29 protein-coding genes are annotated in these 25,875 nt (G+C 60.1%); 13 read left to right on the top strand and 16 right to left on the bottom strand.

The genetic code is table 11. From position 1 onward, the window contains the following. Positions 1–7: 7 nt before the first annotated feature. Positions 8–472, top strand: a complete 465-nt coding sequence (locus ACQ4OB_RS22245) for a TIGR02444 family protein (protein ID WP_074871878.1) — start codon at positions 8–10, stop codon at positions 470–472. On the opposite strand, the gene ACQ4OB_RS22250 is transcribed toward ACQ4OB_RS22245, so the two are convergent. Then, a complete protein-coding gene (locus tag ACQ4OB_RS22250; protein WP_430956457.1) occupies positions 469–1,593 on the bottom strand; it encodes an AlgP family protein in 1,125 nt (374 codons plus the stop codon). The two genes, ACQ4OB_RS22245 and ACQ4OB_RS22250, sit on opposite strands and share 4 nt — an antisense overlap. 192 nt (positions 1,594–1,785) lie before the next feature. Here ACQ4OB_RS22250 and ACQ4OB_RS22255 point away from each other — a divergent pair, with 192 nt between their 5' ends. Then, a complete protein-coding gene (locus ACQ4OB_RS22255) occupies positions 1,786–2,451 on the top strand; it encodes an FKBP-type peptidyl-prolyl cis-trans isomerase (RefSeq protein ID WP_074871882.1) in 666 nt (221 codons plus the stop codon). 63 nt (positions 2,452–2,514) lie between these two features. Here the strand turns inward: ACQ4OB_RS22255 and ACQ4OB_RS22260 are convergent, their stop codons facing one another. From ACQ4OB_RS22260 to ACQ4OB_RS22290, 7 genes are all read right to left on the bottom strand, one after another. Beyond that, positions 2,515–2,973, bottom strand: coding sequence for an Rsd/AlgQ family anti-sigma factor (locus tag ACQ4OB_RS22260; RefSeq protein WP_033053386.1), 459 nt, complete (start codon positions 2,971–2,973; stop codon positions 2,515–2,517). A gap of 178 nt (positions 2,974–3,151) precedes the next feature. After that, on the bottom strand, positions 3,152–3,703 hold the full coding sequence (locus ACQ4OB_RS22265; protein ID WP_074871884.1) for a disulfide bond formation protein B: 552 nt from the start codon (positions 3,701–3,703) through the stop codon (positions 3,152–3,154). A gap of 229 nt (positions 3,704–3,932) precedes the next feature. Next, the gene (locus ACQ4OB_RS22270) at positions 3,933–5,171 is read right to left on the bottom strand and encodes a heme biosynthesis protein HemY (protein WP_074871886.1); all 1,239 of its coding nucleotides are present in this window, start codon (positions 5,169–5,171) and stop codon (positions 3,933–3,935) included. After that, a complete protein-coding gene (locus ACQ4OB_RS22275; protein WP_430956458.1) occupies positions 5,168–6,322 on the bottom strand; it encodes a uroporphyrinogen-III C-methyltransferase in 1,155 nt (384 codons plus the stop codon). The genes ACQ4OB_RS22270 and ACQ4OB_RS22275 overlap by 4 nt, the downstream gene beginning before the upstream one ends. A 16-nt stretch (positions 6,323–6,338) precedes the next feature. Further along, entirely contained in the window at positions 6,339–7,106 is a 768-nt protein-coding gene (locus tag ACQ4OB_RS22280) for a uroporphyrinogen-III synthase (protein ID WP_430956459.1), read from the bottom strand. Then, on the bottom strand, positions 7,103–8,044 hold the full coding sequence (hemC, locus tag ACQ4OB_RS22285; protein WP_074871890.1) for a hydroxymethylbilane synthase: 942 nt from the start codon (positions 8,042–8,044) through the stop codon (positions 7,103–7,105). Before hemC ends, ACQ4OB_RS22280 begins: the two co-directional genes overlap by 4 nt. A 138-nt stretch (positions 8,045–8,182) precedes the next feature. Then, positions 8,183–8,929, bottom strand: a complete 747-nt coding sequence (locus ACQ4OB_RS22290; protein ID WP_046045093.1) for a LytR/AlgR family response regulator transcription factor — start codon at positions 8,927–8,929, stop codon at positions 8,183–8,185. Between the two features lie 460 nt (positions 8,930–9,389). Between ACQ4OB_RS22290 and argH the strand changes: the two genes are divergently transcribed. Further along, positions 9,390–10,784: an argininosuccinate lyase gene (gene argH, locus ACQ4OB_RS22295; protein ID WP_033060676.1), complete on the top strand. Its 1,395-nt coding sequence runs from the start codon at positions 9,390–9,392 to the stop codon at positions 10,782–10,784. Between the two features lie 101 nt (positions 10,785–10,885). Here argH and ACQ4OB_RS22300 read toward each other — a convergent pair whose 3' ends face one another. Continuing rightward, entirely contained in the window at positions 10,886–11,545 is a 660-nt protein-coding gene (locus ACQ4OB_RS22300; protein WP_074871892.1) for a glutathione S-transferase family protein, read from the bottom strand. A gap of 124 nt (positions 11,546–11,669) precedes the next feature. On the opposite strand from ACQ4OB_RS22300, the gene ACQ4OB_RS22305 reads away from it, so the two are divergent. The 3 genes from ACQ4OB_RS22305 (at position 11,670) to ACQ4OB_RS22315 (ending at position 15,622) form a co-directional block, all read left to right on the top strand. Then, positions 11,670–11,966 (top strand): hypothetical protein, encoded by a 297-nt coding sequence (locus ACQ4OB_RS22305; RefSeq protein WP_074871893.1) that lies wholly within the window; start codon positions 11,670–11,672, stop codon positions 11,964–11,966. Positions 11,967–12,324: 358 nt separating this feature from the next. Further along, entirely contained in the window at positions 12,325–12,570 is a 246-nt protein-coding gene (locus ACQ4OB_RS22310; RefSeq protein WP_008150272.1) for a TIGR02647 family protein, read from the top strand. A gap of 205 nt (positions 12,571–12,775) precedes the next feature. Further along, positions 12,776–15,622, top strand: a complete 2,847-nt coding sequence (locus ACQ4OB_RS22315) for a class I adenylate cyclase (protein ID WP_430956460.1) — start codon at positions 12,776–12,778, stop codon at positions 15,620–15,622. A gap of 4 nt (positions 15,623–15,626) precedes the next feature. On the opposite strand, the gene rnk is transcribed toward ACQ4OB_RS22315, so the two are convergent. The 3 genes from rnk to cyaY all read right to left on the bottom strand — a co-directional run bounded on the left by rnk (position 15,627) and on the right by cyaY (position 16,887). Continuing rightward, positions 15,627–16,037, bottom strand: coding sequence for a nucleoside diphosphate kinase regulator (gene rnk / locus ACQ4OB_RS22320; protein ID WP_074871896.1), 411 nt, complete (start codon positions 16,035–16,037; stop codon positions 15,627–15,629). A gap of 294 nt (positions 16,038–16,331) precedes the next feature. Further along, on the bottom strand, positions 16,332–16,550 hold the full coding sequence (locus ACQ4OB_RS22325) for a DUF1289 domain-containing protein (protein WP_430956461.1): 219 nt from the start codon (positions 16,548–16,550) through the stop codon (positions 16,332–16,334). Positions 16,551–16,554: 4 nt separating this feature from the next. Next, positions 16,555–16,887 carry an iron donor protein CyaY gene (gene cyaY / locus ACQ4OB_RS22330; protein WP_046053810.1) on the bottom strand — a complete coding sequence of 111 codons (333 nt, stop codon included), beginning with the start codon at positions 16,885–16,887 and terminating at the stop codon, positions 16,555–16,557. 324 nt (positions 16,888–17,211) lie between these two features. Here cyaY and lptM point away from each other — a divergent pair, with 324 nt between their 5' ends. Genes lptM through ACQ4OB_RS22360 form a run of 6 tightly spaced genes read left to right on the top strand, consistent with a single transcriptional unit; the run spans position 17,212 to position 21,816 of the window. Further along, positions 17,212–17,382 (top strand): LPS translocon maturation chaperone LptM, encoded by a 171-nt coding sequence (gene lptM, locus ACQ4OB_RS22335; protein ID WP_074871901.1) that lies wholly within the window; start codon positions 17,212–17,214, stop codon positions 17,380–17,382. Positions 17,383–17,391: 9 nt separating this feature from the next. After that, positions 17,392–18,639: a diaminopimelate decarboxylase gene (lysA, locus tag ACQ4OB_RS22340; protein ID WP_076029321.1), complete on the top strand. Its 1,248-nt coding sequence runs from the start codon at positions 17,392–17,394 to the stop codon at positions 18,637–18,639. A 4-nt stretch (positions 18,640–18,643) separates the two neighbouring features. Continuing rightward, positions 18,644–19,474 (top strand): diaminopimelate epimerase, encoded by an 831-nt coding sequence (gene dapF, locus ACQ4OB_RS22345; protein ID WP_430956462.1) that lies wholly within the window; start codon positions 18,644–18,646, stop codon positions 19,472–19,474. Between the two features lie 13 nt (positions 19,475–19,487). After that, the gene (locus ACQ4OB_RS22350) at positions 19,488–20,213 is read left to right on the top strand and encodes a DUF484 family protein (RefSeq protein ID WP_074871905.1); all 726 of its coding nucleotides are present in this window, start codon (positions 19,488–19,490) and stop codon (positions 20,211–20,213) included. Positions 20,214–20,215: 2 nt separating this feature from the next. Beyond that, the gene (gene xerC, locus ACQ4OB_RS22355; RefSeq protein WP_008150257.1) at positions 20,216–21,115 is read left to right on the top strand and encodes a tyrosine recombinase XerC; all 900 of its coding nucleotides are present in this window, start codon (positions 20,216–20,218) and stop codon (positions 21,113–21,115) included. Then, the gene (locus ACQ4OB_RS22360; protein ID WP_102614569.1) at positions 21,112–21,816 is read left to right on the top strand and encodes an HAD family hydrolase; all 705 of its coding nucleotides are present in this window, start codon (positions 21,112–21,114) and stop codon (positions 21,814–21,816) included. Before xerC ends, ACQ4OB_RS22360 begins: the two co-directional genes overlap by 4 nt. A gap of 202 nt (positions 21,817–22,018) precedes the next feature. Here ACQ4OB_RS22360 and sutA read toward each other — a convergent pair whose 3' ends face one another. The 4 genes from sutA to glnK all read right to left on the bottom strand — a co-directional run bounded on the left by sutA (position 22,019) and on the right by glnK (position 24,797). After that, positions 22,019–22,342 carry a transcriptional regulator SutA gene (gene sutA, locus ACQ4OB_RS22365; protein ID WP_046045079.1) on the bottom strand — a complete coding sequence of 108 codons (324 nt, stop codon included), beginning with the start codon at positions 22,340–22,342 and terminating at the stop codon, positions 22,019–22,021. 103 nt (positions 22,343–22,445) lie between these two features. After that, a complete protein-coding gene (locus tag ACQ4OB_RS22370) occupies positions 22,446–22,871 on the bottom strand; it encodes a secondary thiamine-phosphate synthase enzyme YjbQ (RefSeq protein WP_008030499.1) in 426 nt (141 codons plus the stop codon). A gap of 214 nt (positions 22,872–23,085) precedes the next feature. Continuing rightward, positions 23,086–24,423: an ammonium transporter gene (locus ACQ4OB_RS22375; RefSeq protein ID WP_074871910.1), complete on the bottom strand. Its 1,338-nt coding sequence runs from the start codon at positions 24,421–24,423 to the stop codon at positions 23,086–23,088. Positions 24,424–24,458: 35 nt separating this feature from the next. Beyond that, positions 24,459–24,797 (bottom strand): P-II family nitrogen regulator, encoded by a 339-nt coding sequence (gene glnK, locus ACQ4OB_RS22380; RefSeq protein ID WP_002555808.1) that lies wholly within the window; start codon positions 24,795–24,797, stop codon positions 24,459–24,461. Between the two features lie 421 nt (positions 24,798–25,218). On the opposite strand from glnK, the gene ACQ4OB_RS22385 reads away from it, so the two are divergent. Beyond that, positions 25,219–25,485 carry an accessory factor UbiK family protein gene (locus ACQ4OB_RS22385; protein WP_007894783.1) on the top strand — a complete coding sequence of 89 codons (267 nt, stop codon included), beginning with the start codon at positions 25,219–25,221 and terminating at the stop codon, positions 25,483–25,485. Positions 25,486–25,875 lie beyond the last annotated feature (390 nt).

Below are 25,875 nucleotides of genomic sequence, written 5' to 3' on the forward strand. Positions count from 1 at the left end.
TAGCACTATGTCCTCTGACCTGTGGAGCTTTTCCCTTAGTACTTACGCCCGTCCCGGCGTTGAACCCGCGTGCCTGCAATTGCAGTCGGCGGGTATCAATGTGTGCTTGCTGCTGTGCGGGCTGTGGCTGGGAGAACGTGGCGTCACCTGTAACGAGCACCGATTGCAGCAATTGCGTAGCGTGGCCGAGCCGTGGGACGCAGACGTGGTGCAACCGCTGCGAGCCTTGCGGGTGAATTGGAAAGTCGTTGCCACTGACGATAGCGAACTGAATGCGTTACGCGAACAAGTGAAGGCACTCGAGCTGCAAGCCGAGCGACATCTGTTGGTGCGACTGGAACGATTGGCGTTGAGTTGGCCGCAGGATGAGGCGACCGATCTATCGGCCTGGCTGGAAGGTGTGGCGGCGGGTGCCGCCCACCTGGACCGCGACGCGCTGCATCAGCTGCGCGTCGCGGTAACCGGCACTTAGGAAGCGCTGGTTGGGGTGGTTGCTGCGATCGATGCGGCGGCCGGCGTTGGCGCTGGCGGCGTTGTCGAAGTGGCCGCTGCTAAAGCAGACGTTGCCGCCGGAACCGGATTGGCTGGCTTGGCAACTGGCGCGGCGGCCGGCTTGGCGGCAACCGGTTTTTTCACCGCTGGTTTTGCAGCCGGTTTGGCAGCGGCAGGTTTGGCTGCTGGTTTCGCTGCGGCAGGTTTTGCAGCAGTGGCTGGCTTGGCTGCAGCAGGTTTTGCAGCAGCAGTTTTGGCAGCCGGTTTGGCTGCAGCTTTTGCAGCTGGTTTTGCAGCTGGCTTGGCCGCAGTTTTAGTCGCGACTGATTTCGCGGCAGGCTTGGCAGCAGGTTTCGCAGCGGCAGTTTTTGCAGCCGGTTTGGCAGCTGTTTTCGTCGCTGCAGTTTTCGCCACCGCGGATTTAGCAGCAGCGGTTCTTGCAGCCGGTTTAGCGGCAGCTGTTTTGGCAGCGGCTGGCTTGGCAGCGGCTGGCTTGGCGGCAGGTTTGGCAGCGGCTGTTTTAGCCGCCGGTTTCGCAGCGCTGGCAGCGACTGGTTTTTTCGCCGCAGGTTTTGCTGCTGGTTTTGCTGCGGCTTTCACCGGTGCTTTGGCGGCCGGTTTGGCAGCAGGCTTGGCCGGTGCTTTTGCAGCAGCCGGTTTGGCAGCGGCTTTCTTGGCAGGAGCCGAAGCAGGCTTGGCCGAACGCAGGGACAACGCCTTGCCGACAGCCTCTTGCACACGACCGACGCCCTGGGCCAGTTTCAGGCTTTCTTGAGCATCGCGCTTGAGTTGCAGAATGTAGCTGCGAGTTTCGGATTGACGATCCTTGAGGGCATCGAGCAAGTCCTCAAGCTCCTTCACCGCGCCTTTGGCCTTGGCTTGTGCCTTGGCCTTGCCGGCCGCCGCAGCGTCCTGCAATTTGGTACGGGATTTGTGCAGTTTTTCTTGCGCTTTTCCGCGTTGCTTTTCCAGTTTGGCGAGCAGTTTTTCAGCATCAGCCAAGGCTTGGGAACAAGCGTTTTCCAGATGCTCGAGCAAGCTGCTCGAGAGTTGTTGGAGTAAGTGCAACGGGGTATTTACAGGCTTCTTGGTGGCCGACATGGTTTACCTCCTGGCTGACGTGGGTGCGGCTCATACTAGACCTCTGCTGCTACCGCCGCTAGGGCATGTTGACAGTATCCAAAGCGCTGCGTTGCAACGGATTGAAATTCTTCTGCGCTTGCGCAAAACCAGTTCACCGTCGGGCGCATTCACACTGGCATAATCCCCCGCATCTCAGGTCGGAGAGTGCCCATGTCGCGCTACCTTTTTTTATCTCTGTGCGTGTTTTTTTCAGTGGCCCAGGCCGCCGAAAAAACCCAGGAAAATGACACTCATGATCTCTCTTACAGCTTGGGTGCAAGTCTCGGCGAACGCCTGCGCCAGGAGGTTCCTGATCTGCAACTGCAGGCGCTGATCCAAGGCTTGCAACAAGCCTATCAAGGCAAACCCCTGGCACTGAAAGATGAGCAGATCGAACAGATTCTTGCCGAGCACGAAGCCCAGGTCGCCTTGCAACCGAGCATGCCGCAAAGCGAAATCGCCCTCGAAAAAGAGCAGGCTTTTCTCGCCGAGGAAAAAACCAGACCGGGCGTTCGTGAGTTGGCCGATGGGATATTGCTAACGGAGTTGGCGCCAGGCACTGGGGCCAAAGCCGGCCCCAACGGCAAAGTCCAGGTGCTGTATATCGGCCGACTTCCCGACGGCACGGTGTTCGATCAGAACAGTCAGCCGCAGTGGTTCAGTCTCGATAGCGTGATCAGCGGATGGCGCAGCGCGTTGCAGCAAATGCCGGTCGGTGCGAAATGGCGCTTGGTGATTCCATCGGCCGAGGCGTATGGCGCCGAGGGTGCCGGCGATCTGATTGCTCCGTTCACACCACTGGTATTCGAAGTCGAACTGCGCGGTGCCACAGGCTGAATACCGGAAACGAAAAACGGCGCGCATGGCGCACCGTTTTTGCAGGTCTTGCAGGAAGGAGGTTCAGGCCTGAACCGGGTCTTCTTCCTTGTGAGCGGTGTGCAGCACTTCGATCAGGCAGTCTTCCAGTTCGAAGCGTTCGTGCAACAGGCCACCCAGCTCTTTGAATTTCTCTGCCACGCATTGACCTGCATCACACAGGTCATTGAACGCCAGCAGCTTCTCGGTGATGACATCGATGCGAGGGTAGATGGTCTCGGCCAACTCAAGCCCGCGAGTGTCACCAAACGCCTTGGCTTCACCGGTCAGCTGTTCGTAGATCTCGAAGTGCCCGGCAGACACGTAATCGACCAGCACGCCGCAGAATTCCTGCAACGGCTTACGATTCTCACCCAGCGCCTCAGGCTTGGCGCCGAGAGCATCATAGGCCCGAACCAGTTCGTGACGCTCCTGCAACCAGCGATCGATCAGCAGATGCACTCCACCCCAACGTTCCTGAGCATTCTGACAACTTTCGAGCATGGTGATCTCTCTTCCCTTGTGGGTCATGCTGCCCTACACCCGTCGCACACTTGAAAATCAAGTATCGGCCAGGCAGAGCGTCATTCGAGCAACATAATTCCAATGACACGTGCGGGCCAGATTATGCCCGCGCGACAATGGCTTCAAGGTACGCAGGAGATAAAGTTCATACAAGTGTTTAATCACCCGCCAGCGCCCGATGCGACGAACCGCCGCTGAGCGGTCGCTGACACGCTTTCCAGGCAAGACGCAGCAACTGATAAATACCTAAAATCGTCATCGCCATGAAGAGCAGCAGACTCCATTCAGGAATGCTCAGATCGAACAGTGTCCAGGAAATCTCCGCGCACTCGGCCACCCCTTTGAACATCTGTGTCACCTGGCAAAACCAGGGCATGTCCTCGTACGGAACCGCCAGATCAGGCGGACACGTCAACAGCTGATGCGTGGGATCGCTCTGCAGCAAAACCTGGCGCCATGCCGTGATCGTACCCGCCAGACTGCAAAACAGTCCGAGTACCCAATACAGGAAAGACCCGAAGCGGCCGGGCCCATGCACCGAAGCCACGAGGCAGACACCCGTGAGCAACGCGAGGCAAAAGCGCTGCAACAGGCACAACCCGCAAGGCTTGAGGCCGACCGCATATTCCAGGTAATAGGACACGCCCAAGGCCAGGGCACCTGCAATGAAAGCCATGAAAAACAAGGAGCGTGAGCAGGCCAAAGACATGGCATTTCCGTAACAGTAGAGACAGGCGGTTACGGTAGAGGAAAGCGCCGCAGGCTTTCAAGGCAGGCCAGCGGGGACACTTCAACAGAAGTGTAGGGAATTCCCGACAGGAACGAGAGGATTAGGTGTAGTCCTCTGTAGGACTTTGCCGTTTACGGACTACAAAGGGAAAATACCGACAATTTGCAGGCGGCTGGGTCGCTCCTTGGAGCGACCCGTCATCCGCTCTTCAAGCGTGAACAGGAACCGGCAACGGTGCCGCCAGCAGGCGCTCGTCCAGCAAACCCAGGCCTTCCTGGAACAACTGATTGCTGCGTTCAGTGTCACCCAGCTGCGCCAGCAGCCGCGCCAGTTCCGCACAGGCTTCCGGGTTTCGCTGCACGCGCAGGCTGCTTTCCAGATAATCCCGCGCCTTGCCCCAAAGGCTGCTTTGCAGACACAAGCGCCCCAGGGTCAGCAGCAGGCTCGGGTCGGCCGGATGATCCTTGAGCCAGCCTTCGGCGGTGTGCAGTTGACGGGCCGGATCGCTGCCGCGAACGAGTCCGTAGAGGCGCGCCAGATGACTGTCGTAGTTGCGTTTGAGCGCTGTTCGCAGGATCTCTTCGGCCTCGACCTGAGCCCCCAGTTGCCGAAGTTGCTCGGCATAAGCGAGCACCAGTTGCGGCTCCTGACGCTGAGCTGAGGTCAGTTGCTGCCAGGCGCGATTGAGCGATTGCAAGCCGACCGTTCCGTCTGCTTCTTGATGCGCCGCCAGGGACAGGTTCTCCCCCCAGGCCCGGCGCTCCAGTTCGGCCAGCTCGGACGCTGGCAGGACCTTGTCCTTGCGTAGCTCCGGCAGCAGGCGAATCACGGCCGACCAGTCGCCGCGCTGTTGGTGCAAGCGCTGCAACTGGCGCAAGGTCTGGACGTTATGAGGATGACGCTCGTGCATGGCTTGCAAGGTCACCAGGGCGCCATCGGTATCGCCGCGGTCGGTCTGGAGTTGCGCGTGACTCAGGGCAATGGCCAACTCTGCCTGGGGCTGTCGCTCCAGAGCGCGCTCGAGCAGATTGTCGCTTTCCTCGTATTGCCCTTGTTCGTTCGCGGCCCGGGCAGCGCCGAGGTAGTAAAGCAGCGGCTGGCGCTCGGCTTCCGCAGCCCGATGCAGATGACGCTGCGCACTGGCCCAGCGACCTTCGGCCAGATCCAGCTGACCGTGTTCAATCGCCACCTGCACCCGGCGACTGCGATTGCGCCGCGACCAGGGATTGACCACGCCGCTGGAGGTCATCACCAGTTCGATCAACGCCTTGATGCCCCAGAACACCAGCCAGAGCACAGCGACCAACGCCAGGGTTGCCCACAGGCTCGATTCGTAACGGAAGCTTTTGTAGGCGATCAGCACGTAACCGGAATGCTCGGCGATCGCCAGCCCCAGCGCGGCAGCAGCGGCGATCACCAGGAACACGATTACATAGAGGCGTTTCATGGCGTCGCCTCCTGAACGGTGTCCGCGGCAGGTTTGGCCATCGGTTTGATCGAGTCCTCGGCGTTGACGTTACGCCGCTCCAGATACCCCTGAACCGCACTCAGCGTGCCGGTCAGGTCTGGCGTGACGACGGTGACCGGTTGCTTGCTCAACTCGCCAACCTGCTCAAGCATCACTTTGCTCTGAGGGTTGTCCGGGTTGAAGTTACCTTTAAGTACGTCCCGCGCTTCGGCCAGCGCCTGGGTATAAACCGCGGCCTGGCCGTTGAGCGCGGCCCATTGCGCCTGCTCCAGCGCCAGGCTCAGGGCCAGGCGCACCTGGCTCAGGCTCTGCCCGGCCAGCAACGGACGCACATTCTTGTCGGCGTTGAAGTCGATGCGGATGTAGCGCGAGACCTGATCCCACCATTGCGCCCAACGACTGGCGCCGTCGCCATCGGCGGTCAAACCCAACAGGGATTCGCCACGGTCCTTGTACTCGGGTGCCAGCTCGGTAAGGCTGATCACCTGATCGCGCAACGCCCCCAATCGCAGGAACAGACCGGTGCGATCCGGCTGCTGGGTGCTACGCAATGCCACCAGTGTCTTGGCTACTTGCTCGCGAGCGGCAAACGAACCCGGGTCGTTCTGTTCGCGCAAAATTTCATCGGCGCCCTGGACCAAAGCCTGGGCACTGCTGATGTCCTGCAACGCGGAAAGACGCAGGCTGGCCAGACGCAGCAGATGCTCGGCCTCGGCCAGGCGCCAATCCTTGCGGCTGGCGCCCAGAACCGTTTCCAGACGTTGGTTCAAGCGTTGCTGATCACCTTGAAGCTGAGTGACCAAACGACTGCGCGCGTCGAGCTCGTCGGCGGCCGGCATTTGTTCCAGGCGAGCCGTCAGGCGTTGTTCATTGAGCTTCAGCTCCTGCGCCTGATCGTTCAATGCCTGGACCTGTCTCAACTGCAGTTGAGTGTTGGCTTGCAGGTGACGCACCTGCCAGACTCCCCAACCGCCCACGGCAACACCGGCAGCGCCCAGCAGCAGCGCGACGATTGCCAGCCCATTGCCTCGGCGCTGCACTGCAGCAGGTGGCCCGGTTTCAACCGGTGCTTCAACCGGTGCATCGAGCACTGGCTTGACGTCATCTTTAGGCAAGGCTGTTTCGCTCACGTATCCATCCTTTGCATTAGAGAACGGGTCCGGGATGCTCCCGTAACGCCGTCAGCAATGCCGCGGCACTGGCGCCACGACAATCCACAACTGTTTGGGCCCCGGCGGAACGTGCCAGCTCGGCGACCCTGGGGCTTGGAACAAACAACGGCAACCGCGCCAACTGCGGCCAGGCATCGCCGGCCAATTGATGCAGGTGCTCAAAACCCTGTCCACTGCTGACCACCAGCCCGTTCAAGCGTTCCGCTTCGATCCGGTCAGGCAGCGCTGCCGGCGGGTACAGCGGCAGGTCGCGGCGGTACAACTCCAGATACTCGACACTAGCACCAAGCTCGCGCAAACGCTCAGCCAGCAACTCGCGCCCGCCCTCCCCGCGCATGATCAGCACACGCGGATCGGGCCGCGCAATGGCCTCGCGCAACTGCGGAAGTTCAAGCAAGGCTTCGCTGTCATCGCCCCCCACCGGAAAGCTGATGTCCAACCCGCGATCCTCGAGGATCTGCGCGGTGGCTGCGCCTACGCTGAACCACTTCAAACGAGGGGGTTGCGGCCGATACCTGTCGAGCAGATCCACGGCAATTCTGGCAGCCGGCTTGCTGACGACTATCACTGCGCAATAGCGATCCAGCCCCTGAATCATCTCGCGCATTGTGTCAGAGGCAGGAATCGGCTCGATCTCCAAAAGCGGCAAACTGCTGCTGAAAATCCCCTTTTCGGCCAAAAAACCGCTGAGCGCCGCCGACTCATCCGCGGGACGCGTCAGCAGCAGGCGCCAACCCGTCACTCGTGACCTGCCTCGCCGTAGACTGCTTTCAGGATGTCGTTGGCGCCTTGACTCAGCAGGTCTTCAGCCACTTGCACACCCAGGGCTTCGGCATCGCTACGTGGCGCACGAGCCTCGGCGCTAAGCAGCAGGCCGCCGTTCGGATCTCCGACAAGACCGCGCAACCAGATTTGTTCGCCTTCAAGCACGGCATAGCAGGCGATCGGCACTTGGCAGCCGCCATTCAAATGTTTGTTGAGAGCACGTTCGGCGGTCACGCGGGTGGCGGTGTCCTGATGGTGCAGCGGTGCCAACAGCGCGTGAATTTCGCTGTCGATGCTGCGGCATTCGATACCCACCGCACCTTGGCCACCGGCCGGCAGACTGTCGTCGACGCTGATGGCCGAGGTGATGCGATCTTCAAAGCCCAGACGAAGCAGGCCGGCAGCAGCGAGGATAATCGCGTCGTATTCGCCGGCATCGAGCTTGGCCAGGCGCGTGTTGACGTTGCCGCGCAGGAAACGAATCTCCAGGTCTGGGCGACGGGTCAGCAACTGGGCCTGACGGCGCAGGCTGGAGGTGCCGACGATGCTGCCTGGCGGCAATTCGTCCAGGCTGGTGTAGGTGTTGGAGACGAATGCATCGCGCGGGTCTTCGCGCTCGCAGATGCAAAACAGACCGAGGCCTTCAGGGAAGTCCATCGGCACGTCTTTCATGGAGTGCACCGCGATGTCGGCTTCGTTTTCCAGCAGCGCGGTTTCCAGTTCTTTGACGAACAGGCCCTTGCCGCCGATTTTCGACAGTGGCGAGTCGAGCAACTTGTCACCGCGACTGACCATGGGCACCAACGTCACGAGCAGACCCGGATGGGCCTCTTCCAGACGGGCTTTGACGTATTCGGCCTGCCACAGGGCGAGTGCACTTTTACGGGTGGCGATGCGGATTTCGCGAGAGGACATGGATCAATCCGTACTGAATAGATACGGCGGATAATAACAGCTCAGCCAAATCCACTTTGACTTGTATCAGAAAACCGCGTGGCCTCCCTGGCCTCAGGCATCCAGCAATCGGGATGAAACCCGCCCGTAAATGGCGGATTAAAGCTGTTGCATCATTTTGCGCACGCCCGCCACATGCCGCCGGCTGACGATCAGGGCGTCGCCGTTCAAGCCTTTGAGGAACAGCTGAAAATGCCCCAGAGGCGTGCGTTGCAGGCGTTCGATGCGTTCGCGGGCGACCAGCGCGTTGCGGTGGATTCGCACGAAGCGGTCGCCAAATTCATCTTCAAGGGCCTTGAGCGGCTCATCCAGCAGCACTTCGCCGCCTTCGTGGCGCAAGGTCACGTATTTGTGATCCGCAATGAAATAGACCACCTGACCCAACGGGATCAGCTCGATGCCTTTACGGGTACGGGCGCTGATGTGGCTGCGCGGCCCGCTGCCACTTTCGGCGGCGGGACGGGTCAGGGCCGCGAGCTGGACGCGATTGGGCCGCTCGGCTTTTTTCAACGCTTCATGTAATTGTTCTGTACGCACAGGTTTCACCAGATAGCCTACGGCGCTGGCCTGTAAGGCTTCCACGGCAAATTCATCGGGGCCTGTGCAAAACACCACGGCGGGCGGGGTTTCGCGTTCGCACAATCGTGCAGCCACTTGCAAGCCATCGAGGCCCGGCATGCCGATATCGAGCAGCACGATATCGGGTTTGTGGCTGTCGATCAGAGCCAACGCTTCATCGCCGTTCGTGGCGCTAGGCTCCAGGACACTGTATCCCTCGAGTTCGCCAACCATTCGGCTCAGGCGCTCGCGGGCAAGGGGTTCGTCATCAACGATCAGGACATTCATATTGCGCTGGATTCCTGCGTGAGTCTCGCACAAGGATAGCGTAGACAGGTGAAGTGACGTCCGTCACCGCGATCCACGCTAAGACTAGCGCGAGGGCCAAAAAGTGCCGCCCGACCGACGGCTAAATTTTCATCTGTCGTGCGTTTGGCGGTCCTGGCCCGCATTGGCGAGGCTTCACCGTAGGGTTTGTTGATACACAATATGAACACCCCCCTCTTCTTATGGTCAGCTGCAGCGTCTGGAAGTGCGCTGATCCTACTGTCCAACTGTAGACGGTTGCCGGCACGATATTGCTCAATTGAAAAATATCGTTGCGCAAATCCCCTCGGCGTTGATTCGAGTATGGACCGCCACCTGAGAAAAAAACGTATCGACCAGTGTCACCGACAGGATTGGCAACCCTGTTATTATCCGCGACAGCTTTCTACGCCATCTTTCTTCAGCCGACACGAGCGAATTCATGAGCACTGACAAGACCAATCAGTCCTGGGGCGGCCGCTTCAGTGAACCCGTCGACGCCTTCGTCGCCCGCTTCACCGCCTCCGTCACTTTCGACCAGCGCCTGTATCGCCACGACATCATGGGCTCGATCGCTCACGCCACGATGCTGGCCAAGGTCGGCGTGCTGACCGATGCCGAGCGCGACAGCATCACTGATGGCCTGAAGACCATCCAGGGTGAAATCGAGGCCGGCCAGTTCGACTGGCGCATCGACCTCGAAGACGTGCACATGAACATCGAAGCGCGCCTGACCGACCGCATCGGCGTCACCGGTAAAAAGCTGCACACCGGTCGCAGCCGTAACGACCAGGTCGCCACCGACATCCGCCTGTGGCTGCGGGACGAGATCGACCTGATCCTGAGCGAAATCACCCGCCTGCAAAAAGGCTTGCTGGAACAGGCCGAGCGTGAAGCCGGCAGCATCATGCCGGGCTTCACCCACCTGCAAACCGCGCAGCCGGTAACTTTCGGGCACCACATGCTGGCGTGGTTCGAAATGCTCAGCCGCGACTACGAACGCCTGGTCGACTGCCGCAAACGTACCAACCGCATGCCGCTGGGCAGCGCCGCACTGGCGGGCACCACCTACCCGATCGACCGCGAATACACCGCTCAACTGCTGGGCTTCGATGCCGTGGGCGGCAACTCGCTGGACAACGTGTCCGATCGCGACTTCGCCATCGAGTTCTGCTCGGCCGCGAGCATCGCGATGATGCACTTGTCGCGTTTCTCCGAAGAGTTGGTGCTGTGGACCAGCGCGCAGTTCCAGTTCATAGATCTGCCGGACCGTTTCTGCACCGGCAGCTCGATCATGCCGCAAAAGAAAAACCCGGACGTCCCGGAGCTGGTGCGTGGCAAGACCGGTCGCGTATTCGGCGCCCTGATGGGCCTGCTGACCCTGATGAAAGGCCAGCCACTGGCCTACAACAAGGACAACCAGGAAGATAAAGAGCCGCTGTTCGACGCCGCCGACACGTTGCGCGACTCGCTGCGGGCCTTTGCCGACATGATCCCGGCGATCAAACCCAAGCACGCGATGATGCGTGAAGCAGCCCTGCGCGGCTTCTCCACCGCCACCGACCTGGCCGACTACCTGGTTCGCCGCGGCCTGCCGTTCCGTGACTGCCACGAAATCGTTGGCCATGCCGTGAAGTACGGCGTGGAAAGCGGTAAAGACCTGGCGGAAATGAGCCTGGAAGAGCTGCGCAAGTTCAGCGACCAGATCGATCAGGACGTGTTCGCCGTGCTGACCCTGGAAGGCTCGGTGAATGCCCGTGACCATATCGGCGGAACTGCGCCGGCACAGGTGAAAAAGGCCGTGGCTCGCGGCCAGGCGTTACTCGCCAGCCGCTAAACCGCTAAAAGCTTCGCGAGCAGGCTCGCTCCCACATTTGGAATGCGTTCCCCTGTGGGAGCGAGCCTGCTCGCAAAGCGGTCTTGAAGACGCGGTAAAACCTACTTCTTGCCGGCGACCATCGCCAAAAACGCTGGCATTGCCGCGTCCTTGTCCTTTGCAATCCGCTGCACATTCGGCTTTTCCCCCAGACGCTCCAGCAGCGCCTTGGCCGCCGGCATCTCCGCCAGCAAATCCAGGTCAAACAGCTTCTGCGCCACCGCACAGGCCAACGGCACGCTGTAGAGGAAATACAAATCCGCAATGCTCAGGCTGTCACCTGCCACATAAGGGGTGAACTTGCCGTGCCTGCCCAGTGAGGCAAACCCCAGCAGCAACTCGGCCTTGGTCTTGTCCTTGATCGCATCCGGCACCGTCATGCCGAAAAATGCTTCGGCGTAGCAGGCACGCCCCGGCAATTCGATGTACAGCTCGATTTCCTTGGCCAGTGCCAGCACCTGCGAACGTTCAAAGGGATCGCTCGGCAACAGCGGCGTGCCTTTCTGGCTTTGTTCGAGGTATTCGAGAATCACGCTGGTTTCGTTGATGAAACCCTGTTCGACACCCAGCACCGGCACCTTCCCGCGAGGGCTGATGGCTAATGCCTCCGGGCTCGTCCCCGGGTAAAACAGGACCTCTTCAAATGGCAGTCCCTTCTCGAGCAGCGCCAGCTTGACCATGTTGTAGTAGTTGCTGACGGAAAATCCATAAAGCTTGAGCATCACATCGCCTCCAGGCCGTGCGGGGTTGGCAGGTGCCTTTTATAGAATGCCGCGACGTTTCTTGCCAGCAGCATCACAGCGCTGAATGCAGGTAAACTGGCCGCCTTAACTTGAGGAGCCTGCCATGAGCGAGCCAACCCCCGGCATCAACAACGACGAGATCGACGAAGAAGAGTTCGCCGAAAACACCCTGGTCGAAGCCATCGAAAACCAGATCGAAAGCGACAATCCGCCAGCCGCCAAGGCCACCTTCAACAAGCTGACCCTGGTGGGTTACGAACGTGAAGAAATCCTCAATCTGATGGCCCACGTTTTGGCCGTGGAAATCGACGCGATCCTCGAAGAAGACCGCGCGTTCAACACCGAGTGGTACGAAGCTGCGCTGCGTGCATTGCCAGAGTTGCCGCCCGAAAAGAAATAACCGCTACTTGTTGGACGCTGGCTTCTGTGGCGAGGGGGCTTGCCCCCGTTCGGCTGCACAGCAGTCGTGAGCTTTTTGGGGCCGCTTCGCGACCCAACGGGACGGTGCGGCGATCCGACAAGCCCCCTCGCCACAGGCAACCTCCACAACCACAAAAGCCCGTTTCCACACAAATTGTCACCCATCAGTCCCGCCCTCCCCCAGACCCTGACTACACTGAACCCACCCCGCTGCCGCACCACCCACCGGGGAACGCTTCCCAAGGCGAAAAAACCCTGTCGCGAGCACTGGACATGCCGCCCGAGTGGGATCACCTTAGGGGCGCTGTCGTCCAATTCCTAGAAAGTCTGGAGTCCTTATGTCGCTTACCCCTGAGTTGGTTGCCGAACTGGAAATCCTCGCACTCTTCAACCTGGACAGTTCCCAGGAAGGTTTGAAAATTCATCAGACCGCTGCCCCGAAAGCCATTGCCGCCGCCCAAAGACTGTTCGACAAAGAACTGATCACCCAGCCAGATGGTGGTTATCTGACCAGTCTGGGTCGTGACGCCGCGCAAAATGTGCAAACCGTTCTGACCATTCTCAACGTGCGGGAAACTGCCTGAGCATTACCGTCGCGCCCACGGAAACCCCTGTTACGGGATTTCCGCGGGCACATTTCGTTACCTGCCCTGTTACCTGCCGTCGCCCCGCGTAAAAATCTGACGCCAGAAAAACAAAATCAGCTTAAAAGTCCTGGAGCCGAGGCGCTAAACTGCCCCTCATCCGCAGACAATCACGTCTGAGCCCCGCGAGCCGGTTTGAGCTGACATGACCCGCCCCCATGAAATCCGCCCCGATCTGGACGAGGGAATCGACCGCAAGGTTCTCAGTCAACTGCGCGCACGCTTTCTGAAGCTCAACGAAGGCCGCATGGCCCGCGCCATGGAAGGGTTGTCGACCCGCCAGCAAGCCGTTCTGACCTTGTTGCCGCTGTTTTTCCACGTCAATCATCCGCTGTTGCCGGGGTACGTTTCGGGCAGCACGCCGGCCGGGCTGTCGAACTACGAACCCGACGCCAACACCCTGGCCGAAGCCCAACGCCTGACCCGCTCGTTTTCTTATAAACCCCGCCATGGCAGCAATCCGCCGCGACCGATTCACGGCCTGTTCCTGATGGGCAGCCTCGGCACTCTCGCCCAGGCCGACCAGAGCGACATGGACGTGTGGGTCTGTCACGGGCCGGACTTGAGCGAAAGCGAGCTCGCTGAACTGCGCAAAAAATGCCAGCTCCTCGAAACCTGGGCTGCCAGTCAGGGTGCCGAGGCGCATTTCTTCCTGATCGACCCGACCCGTTTCGTACGCGGCGAACGTGATACGCAACTGAGTTCGGAAGACTGCGGCACCACCCAGCACTATCTGCTGCTGGACGAGTTTTATCGCACCGCGATCTGGCTGGCCGGACGCACGCCCATCTGGTGGCTGGTGCCCGTCTACGAAGAAGCGAGCTACGACCGTTACACCCACACGCTGATGTCCAAGCGCTTCATCCGTGCCGATGAAACCCTCGACCTGGGCCATCTGGCCAATATCCCGCCCGGCGAATTTATCGGCGCCGGGCTCTGGCAGTTGTTCAAGGGCATCGAGTCGCCCTACAAATCGGTACTCAAACTGCTGCTGATCGAGGTGTACGCCAGCGAACATCCCAAGGTTCATTGCCTGAGCCTGCGCTTCAAGCAAGCGGTGTTTGCCAATCAGCTCGACCTTGATGAGCTGGATCCGTACATCGTGGTTTACCGACGCATCGAGGAATACCTCACCGCCCGCGGCGAGCCGGAACGCCTGGAGCTGGTGCGCCGGGCGTTGTACCTGAAGGTCAATCGCAAACTCACCGGCAGCAACAGCCGCACGCAGAGCTGGCAGCGCTCGTTGCTCGAACGTCTGGCCCACGAATGGCAGTGGGATCATCGTCAACTGGCCCTGCTCGACAGCCGCAGCCAGTGGAAAGTCCGTCAGGTCGGCTCTGAACGCAGGGCCTTGGTCAAGGAGCTCAATTACAGCTACCGTTTCCTGACCCAATTCGCCCGCAACGAACAGACTGTCAGCCTGATCAACAAGCGCGACCTCAACGTACTGGGTCGACGGCTGTACGCAGCGTTCGAGCGCAAGGCCGACAAGATCGAGTTCATCAACCCTGGCATCGCCCCGGATCTGGCCGAAGACACCCTCACGCTGGTACACGCGCCGAACAAGAAAGAATCGGGGCAAACTCAGTGGGGTTTGTACAACGGCAGCCTGACAGCCCTCGAATGGGAGCATTTCGCACCGATCAAGCGCAGCCGCCAACTGCTGGAACTGCTGACCTGGTGTCACCGCAACGGCGTGATCGACAGCAGCACTCGCCTGGCCTTGCATCCCGGCACCAGCGACCTGAGCGAGTTCGAACTGTTCAACCTGCTCGGCAGCCTGCAACAGAGCATCGCGCTGCCGCTGACAACCGTCGCCGAAGAACCGTTACTGCGCGCGAGTGTGCCGAGCGAAGTGCTGATTCTGGTGAATGTCGGCGTCGATCCACTCAAGCACCACCGCGACCTGAACATCCTGATGACCACCGAGCGCACCGACTCCCTGAGTTACGCCGGCGTCCGGGAAAACCTGGTGTTGACCCTCGATCAGGTCACGCTCAACAGTTGGAACGAAGTGCTGGTCAGCCGCTTCGACGGCCCTCACGCGCTGCTCGACTGCGTGCGCGATTACCTCAACAACCTGCCCGGCGGGCTACAACAACCCACGTTGCGGGTTCGATGCTTCTGCCACAACCGCGCGCAATTCATCGCCCGGCGGGTCGAAGAGATCCTCGACACCGCGCAGAACCTGCTGTTGAGCCAGCTCAATCATCGCTACCTGATTCAAGTCCAGCAGCACTACCACGTGCTCGAACTGGTGCCCGGCCAGGTCAAACATATCGCCCTGGACACGCTGCCGGCGCTGATCGATTACCTGGGCGAAGAACGGGCAAGCTACAGCCCGCTGCACCTGGACCCGATGGTGCTGGAAGACCACGACCTGGCGCTGGTCCTGCCAATGGGGCAGCCCGATTGCATTCAGGTGTTCTACCGGATCAACGAATACCACGCCGACCTGTACGTGCTGGATGAACTCAATGTCCTGTGGCAGCAGCGCTTGCCTTACCACGACGAGCAAAGCCTGCTGGTGCCGCTGCAACGTTTCCTGCAATCGATCCAGTACCGACGCGACGCCTTACTGCCGATGGAAGTCGCCCAGCCCCAGAGTCTGGACATCCTGTATTACCAACTGCTGCCCTCCGGCCCCGTAAGGGCGCGTCGGGTCGAATCCCGGCCAGCGCCGCAAACCCCGGTCAACAAACCGTTCTACGATGTGCAGGCGATTGTCGGCAAAGCCGCACCGGGGCAGGTGCAGGTCACGTTGTATTGCAATCAGCGGGAATTTTCAGAGTTGGAACATGGCGAACGACTGTTCAGCGTGGTCGCCCGGGAAATCGTCGAGCAGCGCCGTGAAACCGAACGCTATCGCTGCTACATCACCGACCTGGACCTGTCAGGCCTGCTCGGTGATGGTCAGAGTTCAAGCATTTTGTATTTGCGCTACAAGGCTGACCTGGAGCGCGCATTGAACGAGGCGCTCGAGCAGGTCTGAGGATTTACTCGGGGAAGTGGCCGCCCTCGGCCGGCTGCGATTCGACTTCCAGCAGGGTCAGTTTCAGCGTCTTGCCGCCCGGAGCCGGCCAGTCGATGTGCTGACCCACCTTCAGGCCGAGCAACGCACTGCCCACTGGCGCCAGAATGGAAATCTTGCCTTCGTCGGCATTGGCATCCTTCGGATAAACCAGCGTCAGGTGATAGTCCTTGCCGCTGCCTTCTTCACGGCAATGCACACGGGAATTCATGGTCACGACATCGGCGGGCACTTCATCGTGACCGACCACGCTATCGGCGCGATCCAGTTCGGTTTGCAGCGCGATAACGCCCGGCAGCGTGTCATCCAGGCTGTCGATCAGGCGCTCCAGACGTTGCACGTCCAGACGGGTAAGGGTGATTGAAGGTGCGGTCATGATTTGGGCAGACTCCTTTCTTCTGCACAGAAAAAGCAAAACCCCGCCAGAAAAAGGCGGGGTTTTCACGAGCCTCGATGGGTTGAGGCGTTTCTCGACACTATCACAGCACAATAAATATACAAGTAAGGGGCGACGACACACTTTTGTAGCAGCTGGCGAAGCCTGCGTTCGGCTGCGTAGCAGTCGTGGGATCAGGCGAACGGTGCATCAGGAGTACCGAACATTCAGGTTTTACGACTGCTGCGCAGCCGAACGCAGGCTTCGCCAGCTGCTACAGGTCGCGTGAAGGCGTCAGGTGGCGGTCTTGCGCTGCGCCGCCTGGGCGCAAATGACACGCCGCCGTTCATCATCGGCCGAACGCCATTCGCGGATATCTTCGACATGGCGAAAACACCCAAGGCAGACCTTCTGCTCATCCAGCCGACACACGTCGCTGCACGGCGAAGCCACCGCCGGGCTGACATTGCTGTAGAGCGGTTTTGGCGCACGAACGGGCGCAGGCTGGGTCACGATCTCACAGACCTTCGAAATCGAGCTCGGCGTCAGCTTGCTGCTTGACGATGCGCTCGAGCATCTCGCCGAGTTGTTCGTCGCTCTTGTCACACATCCAGCGCTTGCTCTCTTCGTCGTAATCGAAGTGGAACCCGCCGGACACGGCCGCCAGCCACAGCTGCCGCAGCGGTTCCTGACGACTGAAGATCAATTGGCTGCCGTTTTCGAACTTGACGGTGAGCACACCGGCCGAGCTCTCCAGATCGATATCCAGGTCACACTCGTCAAAAATATCCTCCAGCGCCTGCTGGGTGGCATCGACCAGGTCGTGGAAACGGGCTTCAGTCAAACTCATTGCGGGAACCTCAAAAAGTGTCTACTCACGCTCAAGCGCCGCAAGATACGGGCGAGCCCCGGTGATTGCAAAGGATAACGACCAAGGGCCTTTCCTACAGACCTGCAAACCTGTGGGAGCGAGCCTGCTCGCGATGGGGCCATCATATTCAACATCTTCGTTGACTGACACTCCGCCATCGCGAGCAGGCTCGCTCCCACAGGGATTGCACATAACTGGCAGGCATCGTGCGAAGCCCCGCCGGACGGGAGCCCCGTTGCATAGGCAAGCTGCCGGGTGGCCGGTATACTCCGGCGCAATTAACGCATTTTCAAGGATTTCGCCATGAAGCGCCTGATCTCTTCCCTTGCTGCGCTCGTCGCGGTTGCTTGCCTTGTGTCGGCCTGTGGTCAAAAAGGCCCCCTGTACCTGCCTGATGAAAATCAGGACCCTGCAGAGCAAGCCAAATCGTCGCAGCAGACTCCGTCGAAAGCCCACAAGCACGACGTCTACTAAGGGAACGCCATGGACGCTTTTAACTACCGTGACGGTGAGCTGTTCGCGGAAGGGGTTGCCCTGTCCGCCATCGCCGAGCGCTTTGGTACACCGACCTACGTTTACTCCCGTGCGCACATCGAAGCTCAATACCTGGCTTACGCCGATGCGCTGGCCGGCATGCCGCATCTGGTCTGCTTTGCGGTCAAGGCCAACTCCAACCTGGGTGTACTGAATGTCCTGGCGCGTCTGGGCGCCGGTTTCGACATCGTTTCCCGTGGTGAACTGGAGCGCGTACTGGCCGCTGGCGGCACTGCTGACAAGATCGTGTTCTCCGGTGTCGGCAAGACCCGTGACGACATGCGTCGTGCCCTGGAAGTCGGCGTGCACTGCTTCAACGTCGAATCCACCGATGAGCTGGAACGTCTGCAAGTCGTCGCCGCCGAGCTGGGCGTTCGCGCGCCGATCTCGCTACGCGTGAACCCGGATGTCGACGCCGGCACTCACCCGTACATTTCCACCGGTCTTAAAGAGAACAAGTTCGGTATCGCCATCGCCGACGCCGAAGACGTGTACATCCGCGCCGCCCAACTGCCAAACCTGGAAGTAGTCGGTGTCGATTGCCACATCGGTTCGCAACTGACCACCCTGCCGCCGTTCATCGATGCCCTCGACCGCCTGCTGGGCCTGGTCGACCGCCTCGGCGATTGCGGCATCTACCTGCGCCACATCGATCTCGGTGGTGGTTTGGGCGTGCGTTATCGCGATGAAGAGCCGCCATTGGCTGCCGACTACATCAAGGCCGTGCGCGAGCGTCTCGACGGTCGTGACCTGGCGCTGGTGTTCGAGCCGGGCCGCTTCATCGTCGCCAACGCCGGCGTGCTGCTGACCCAGGTCGAGTACCTCAAGCACACCGAACACAAAGACTTCGCCATCGTCGACGCGGCCATGAATGACCTGATCCGCCCGGCGTTGTATCAAGCCTGGATGGACGTCACCGCCGTGCGTCCGCGCAACAGCGTCGCTCGCGCCTACGACATCGTCGGCCCGATCTGCGAGACCGGCGACTTCCTGGCCAAGGATCGTGAGTTGGCCCTGGAAGAAGGCGATCTGCTGGCCGTGCATTCGGCCGGTGCCTACGGGTTTGTCATGAGTTCCAACTACAACACCCGCGGCCGTGCCGCTGAAGTGTTGGTGGACGGTGATCAGGCATTTGAAGTGCGTCGCCGTGAGACGGTAGCCGAGTTGTTTGCTGGCGAAAGCCTGCTGCCGGAGTAAACCCATGCTGCTGCGTTTTACCAAGATGCACGGCCTGGGCAATGACTTCATGGTCCTTGACCTGGTCAGCCAGCATGCGCACATCCTGCCCAAACACGCCAAGCAATGGGGCGATCGGCACACGGGGATCGGTTTCGACCAGTTGCTGATCGTCGAAGCGCCGAGCAACCCGGACGTGGATTTCCGTTACCGGATCTTCAACGCCGACGGCTCCGAAGTGGAACAGTGCGGCAACGGTGCGCGCTGTTTCGCACGCTTCGTGCTCGACAAGCGCCTGACGGCGAAGCGGCAGATCCGTGTCGAGACCAAAAGCGGCATCATCGAACTGGATGTCCGCAACGACGGGCAGATCGGTGTCAACATGGGCGCACCGCGCCTGGTGCCAGCCGACATCCCGTTCGACGCGCCGGAACAGGCCCTGAGTTATAAGGTCGACGTCGATGGCACGGCGATCGAACTGGCCGCCATCTCCATGGGCAACCCCCATGCCGTGCTGCGAGTCAGCGACATCAACAATGCACCGGTGCATGAACTGGGACCGAAAATCGAGAACCATTCGCGCTTTCCGGCGCGGGTTAATGTCGGTTTTCTCCAGGTCATCGACCGAAACCGCGCGCAATTGCGCGTCTGGGAACGCGGGGCCGGGGAAACCCAGGCGTGCGGAACCGGCGCCTGCGCTGCCGCAGTGGCCGCGATCAGCCAGGGGTGGATGGATTCGCCGCTATTGATCGACCTGCCTGGCGGGCGTTTGTCCATTGAATGGGCAGGCCCTGGCCAACCGGTCATGATGACCGGCCCGGCAGTGCGCGTTTATGAAGGACAAGTGCGTCTTTGAGAGAGTCGAATCCATGAAAGATAAGCCCCAGGTTCCCGCCCTACAGCCCGACGAATCCCCTTCCGAAAGCCTTGAGGCGGCGGCGATTGCCGCGTACCTGGAGGCTCATCCGGATTTCTTCGTCGAGCATGAAGACCTGCTCGCAACCTTGCGTATTCCGCACCAGCGCGGCGACACCATCTCGCTGGTCGAACGCCAGATGACGATCCTGCGCGACCGCAACATCGAGTTGCGTCATCGCCTCTCGCACTTGATGGACGTTGCCCGCGACAACGACCGCCTCTTCGACAAGACCCGCCGGCTGATTCTCGCGCTAATGGACGCCACCAGCCTGGAAGACGTGGTAATCAGCGTCGAAGACAGTCTGCGCCAGGACTTCCAGGTGCCCTTCGTCAGCCTGATCCTGCTGGGTGACAACCCGATGCCGGTCGGCCGCTGGGTGACTCATGCCGACGCGCAAACGGCCATCGGTGGTTTGCTCTCGGAAGACAAAAGCGTCAGCGGCAGCTTGCGTGAGCATGAACTGGACTTTTTGTTTGGCGAAGAACAGCGCAAGCAGATCGGTTCCACCGCCGTCGTCGCCATTAGCCATCAGGGCATCCATGGCGTGCTGGCCATCGCCAGCCGCGACCCGCAGCACTACAAGAGCTCGGTGGGCACGCTGTTCCTCAGCTACATCGCCGAAGTCATGGGCCGCGTGCTGCCACGGGTCAACACCTCCCTGCGCTCGGTACGCTGACCATGGAACGACAACTGGACGCTTACTGCGAACACTTGCGCAGTGAGCGGCAGGTGTCGCCCCACACGCTGTACGCCTACCGTCGCGACCTCGACAAAGTGCTGGGCTGGTGCGTCAAACAGAACATCAGCAGTTGGGCGGCCCTGGACATTCAACGCCTGCGCAGCTTGATCGCACGCTTGCATTCACAAGGCCAATCGTCCCGCAGCCTGGCGCGGCTGCTGTCGGCGGTGCGCGGGCTTTATCACTATCTGAACCGCGAAGGTCTGTGCGATCACGACCCGGCCAACGGCCTGGCACCGCCGAAGGGCGAACGCCGGCTGCCGAAAACCCTCGACACCGACCGTGCGCTGCAACTGCTTGAGGGCGCGGTGGAAGATGATTTTCTGGCGCGTCGGGATCAGGCGATCCTGGAGCTGTTCTATTCCTCAGGTTTGCGGCTGTCGGAGCTGACCGGGCTCAATCTGGACCAGTTGGACCTGGCCGATGGCATGGTTCAAGTGCTCGGCAAGGGCAGCAAGACTCGACTGTTGCCAGTGGGCAAAAAAGCTCGCGAAGCGCTGGAGTTGTGGCTGCCGCTACGGGCCATGACCAACCCGGCGGACGACGCGGTGTTTGTCAGCCAGCAAGGCCGGCGCCTCGGCCCACGGGCGATTCAAGTGCGGGTTAAAGCCGCTGGCGAGCGCGAACTGGGACAAAACCTGCATCCGCACATGCTGCGGCACTCCTTCGCCAGCCATTTGCTGGAGTCCTCCCAGGACCTGCGGGCGGTTCAGGAATTGCTCGGCCATTCGGACATCAAAACCACCCAGATCTACACCCACCTGGACTTCCAGCACCTGGCGACGGTTTACGACAGCGCCCATCCACGGGCCAAACGCATCAAAGGCGATGAGTCATGAGAATTCAATTGATCACCTTCGACCTCGACGACACCCTGTGGGATACCGCCCCGGTGATCGTCAGCGCCGAAGCCGTATTACGTGAATGGCTGACCGAGCATGCACCGAACCTGGGCGCCGTGCCGGTGGAGCATTTGTGGTCGATTCGCGAGCGGATCCTCAACAGCGAACCAAGCCTCAAGCACCGCATCAGCGCCCTGCGCCGCCGAGTCTTGTTCCACGCGCTGGAAGAGGCCGGTTACGACCAGGGTCAGGCTTCAGACCTGGCCGATCAGAGTTTTGAAGTGTTTCTGCATGCGCGGCATCAGCTGGAAATCTTCCCGGAGGTGCAACCGACCCTGGAGGCGCTGGCCAATCACTATGCCCTCGGCGTGGTCACCAATGGCAACGCCGATGTACGCCGGCTCGGGCTGGCGGACTACTTCAAGTTTGCCCTGTGCGCCGAAGACATCGGCATCGCCAAGCCCGATGCGCGACTGTTTCATGAAGCGCTGCTGCGGGGCGGCGCGACTGCCGAAACAGCGGTACATATCGGCGATCATCCCGGCGATGACATTGCCGGCGCCCAGCAGGCGGGATTGCGGGCGATCTGGTTTAACCCGGCCGGCAAGGTTTGGGAAGCCGAAAAGGCACCGGATGCCGAGATTCGCAGCTTGACCGAGTTGCCGGGGTTATTGGCCCTCTGGAACGCCCAACACTAACCTTGAGATCAACCGATATTCCCCTTGTGGGAGTGAGCCTGCTCGCGATAGCGGAGTGACATTCAGTATTTGTATTGCCTGACACACCACTATCGCGAGCAGGCTCACTCCCACAGGGAATCGACGCAGGCTCAAAAGTTTTGTTTTACCCATGAAAAAGCCCGCAGCGACGGCGGGCTTTTTCAGCAAGCAAGCGGCGGCCTCAGATAGGCCGGCTGCCGTACTTGTTGTCAGGCTTCTTGGGAGGATCGGCGACCACATTGGCCTCCACTTCCTGCACCTTGCCGCCCTTGGCCAGGAACTCTTCCATGGCCCGCGCCAGAGCATCACGCTCCTTGTTTTTCGCTTCGACGCTCGGCAGCTCATCGACCGACACCGCTGCCTTGGCTTTGCCTTTGGCGGTCGGAACGGGCGCTTCACCGCCATCGTCGTCAGCAACGTCTTCCGCTGCTGTTTCCAGACCTTCTTCGGTTTCGTCGTCGTCGCCTACTTCGAGGTCGTCGTTTTCCAGATCATCGTCGCTCATGTTCTACCTCATGACTTGCGAAAAGCAGATTAGTTATAGCCCAGCTTCGCCGTCTGTCGACGGCTGCCGGAAAAAAATCAACCACCGCTGGTAACCAGCAGTTTTATGCCTCTTCACCGTGCACGGTGGCGAGGACTTTACGGGCACCGCCAAAATCACGGTGCTCGCCCAGATAAACGCCTTGCCAGGTCCCCAGCGCCAGTCGGCCTGCCGAAATCGGCAAACTGAGCTGACAGCCAAGTACGCTGGCCTTGAAGTGCGCCGGGAGGTCGTCCAGGCCTTCGTCGTTATGCTCATAGCCGTCTGTTCCTTGTGGGATCAGACGATTGAAAAATCGTTCGAAGTCGCGACGTACCGCCGGATCGGCGTTCTCGTTGATGGTCAACGAGGCCGAGGTATGCTGCAGCCACAAATGCAACAGACCGACCCGACATGCCTTGAGTTCAGGCAAGCCGGCGAGTAACTCGTCCGTTACCAGATGAAAGCCCCGGGGCCTCGCCCGCAGGGTAATCAGAGTCTGTTGCCACATACAGTTCTCCGCACGTTCGGGGCGCATTCTAGCGCGCTCTGGGAAAAAACAAAGGCCCTAATATTCCTTCTATCATGTAAGCCATTGGCCGCAGAAAAACGCTCGTCGTAAACGCCTCTAAACGTGTACGAAAAAACCTTTCAGCAGTTCCTTCACTGACAAACTTCAGACAAAAAAATGCCCGGCAAGCCGGGCAAATTTTTTATGCGCGTGCTTACAAGTTGTAGCCGCGTTCGTTGTGGAGTGCCAGATCGATGCCGACAGCCTCTTCTTCTTCGGTAATACGCAGCCCCATGACGGCGTCCAGGACCTTGAGGATGATGAACGTGACGATCGCGGTGTAGATCACCGTGAAGCCCACGCCTTTACACTGAATCCAGACTTGTGCACCAATGTCGGTCACGGTACCGAAGCCACCAAGGGCCGGTGCCGCGAACACACCCGTCAGGATTGCGCCGAGAATACCGCCAATGCCGTGCACGCCGAAGGCATCCAGGGAGTCGTCATAACCGAGTTTGCGTTTCAGGGTGGTGGCGCAGAAGAAGCACACCACGCCGGCTGCCAGACCGATGACCAAGGCGCCCATCGGGCCCACGGTGCCAGCGGCTGGCGTAATCGCAACCAGACCGGCCACAACACCCGATGCAATACCCAAAGCACTTGGTTTGCCGTGTGTGATCCACTCGGCGAACATCCAGCCCAATGCAGCGGCGGCGGTTGCGATCTGGGTCACCAGCATCGCCATACCGGCAGTGCCGTTGGCGGCGGCAGCGGAACCGGCGTTGAAGCCAAACCAGCCGACCCACAGCATCGCGGCGCCCATCAGGGTGTAACCGAGGTTGTGCGGCGCCATCGGGGTGGTCGGGAAGCCTTTGCGCTTGCCCAATACCAGGCAGGCAATCAGACCGGCCACACCGGCGTTGATATGCACCACGGTGCCGCCAGCGAAGTCGAGAACGCCCCAGTCCCACATCAGGCCGCCGTTACCGGACCAGACCATGTGCGCGATCGGTGCATAAACCAGGGTGAACCAGACGCCCATGAAGATCAGCATGGCGGAAAACTTCATCCGCTCGGCGAAGGCACCGACGATCAACGCAGGGGTGATGATGGCGAAGGTCATCTGGAAGGTGATGAACACCGCTTCAGGGAACAGCGCCGCCGGCCCGGTCAGGCTCGAAGGCGTGACACCGGCAAGGAACGCCTTGCCCATGCCGCCGAAGAATGAATTGAAGTTGACGACGCCCTGTTCCATGCCAGTGGTGTCGAACGCAATGCTGTAGCCATAAATGACCCACAGGATGCTGATCAAGCCGGTAATGGCGAAGCACTGCATCATCACGGAAAGAATGTTTTTCGAACGAACCATGCCGCCGTAGAACAGCGCGAGGCCGGGAATGGTCATGAACAGCACAAGGGCTGTCGAGGTCATCATCCAGGCGGTGTCGCCGGAGTTGAGGACTGGGGCCGCCACTTCGTCTGCCGCCATAGCCAGGCTGGGCATTACGAGGGACAACAGGGCTCCTAGCCCTGCGAATTTACGCAGAGTCATATTGTTTTCTCCTGGGGCGTTGGGTTTGTGGCGGCTTAGATTGCGTCGGTATCGGTTTCGCCGGTACGGATGCGAATCGCCTGTTCCAGATTGACCACGAAGATCTTGCCGTCACCGATCTTGCCGGTGTTGGCAGCCTTGGTTATCGCCTCGATAACCCGGTCCAGATCCTTGTCGTCTATGGCGACATCGATTTTCACCTTGGGCAGGAAATCGACCACGTACTCCGCGCCGCGATACAGCTCGGTGTGACCCTTCTGCCGACCGAAGCCTTTGACTTCAGTAACGGTAATGCCCTGCACGCCGATCTCGGACAGCGACTCGCGTACGTCGTCCAGTTTGAACGGCTTGATGATGGCAGTGACTAGCTTCATGAAAACTCTCTCCCGAATTGGTGGACTTGCCCCAGGAAAACAAACCCGACTCAAGTCTAAGCGCAGTGCCTGGCTTTGTAACGCATCGTCGGCCTTACCTGCCCGTCCGACGCCTGCTAACCACTCCGCACGAAACACTTCCCCCGTTCCGTTTGGCGCACTGCATTTCGTCACAGTGACTGCATCAGTGCATGGGTCACTAGGTGCTAAGCAGAAAGCTTGCCATCTCCACAAAGCTCCCTGTTTTCAGGCCCTTAGCCCCTGATCCCTGCCACTTCACCGCTACTCCCGCTGCGTTACGCACAACAACAGTGCGATGCCATCCGTCCGCATGCGCGAAAAGCGTGCATGACTTCCTGTCGGGATTGACTATAGACACTGCGTGATACACTGCCCGCCATTGTTTGACAGGACATTACCCATGCTCGCGCCCAAAGACTTCCTCGACGCCCTGAGCGGCACCGCCTCCCGCCTCTTCAGCGGCGACACCCCACTGCCAAAAAGCGAAATCGAAAGCCAGTTCAAGGCTTTGTTGCAGAGCGGCTTCAGCAAGCTGGATCTGGTGAGCCGGGAAGAGTTCGACAGCCAGATGGTCGTACTGGCACGCACCCGCGCACGGTTGGAGAGCCTTGAGGCGAAAGTGGCGGAGCTGGAAGCGAAGCTCAATCCACCTGCTGACGCCGAGTAACTGATCGTTCCCACGCTCTGCGTGGGAATGCCGCCAGGGACGCTCCGCGTTCCGCTCCAGATGTGACGCAGAGCGTCACGGGATGCATTCCCACGCAGAGCGTGGGAACGATCATTCAGCGCTAATTCCAGGCTGAGTCCTACAAGAAAACCACCGCCGTCCGATTGCGCCGCAAAGCCCCGGTTTCTAAGCTCACCCAATGCTGAATGTTCAGCACTAGGTTTGGCGACCTGGATACCAAGCTATGCACCGCAACCTTGTTCGATATCAGGTATTTCTTCCTCGATCCGAATTATGGCGGCTGTGTGTGGGAGACCTTAGGGTCTGCCGGTATTCGCTTGGCCGGTTCGCCAACCCGCACACAGCTGCCACCCTTATTGTTTGGCGACG

It is taken from the genome of Pseudomonas sp. ES4 (assembly GCF_050586665.1).
In the GTDB taxonomy this organism is placed as follows: Bacteria; Pseudomonadota; Gammaproteobacteria; order Pseudomonadales; family Pseudomonadaceae; genus Aquipseudomonas; species Aquipseudomonas frederiksbergensis.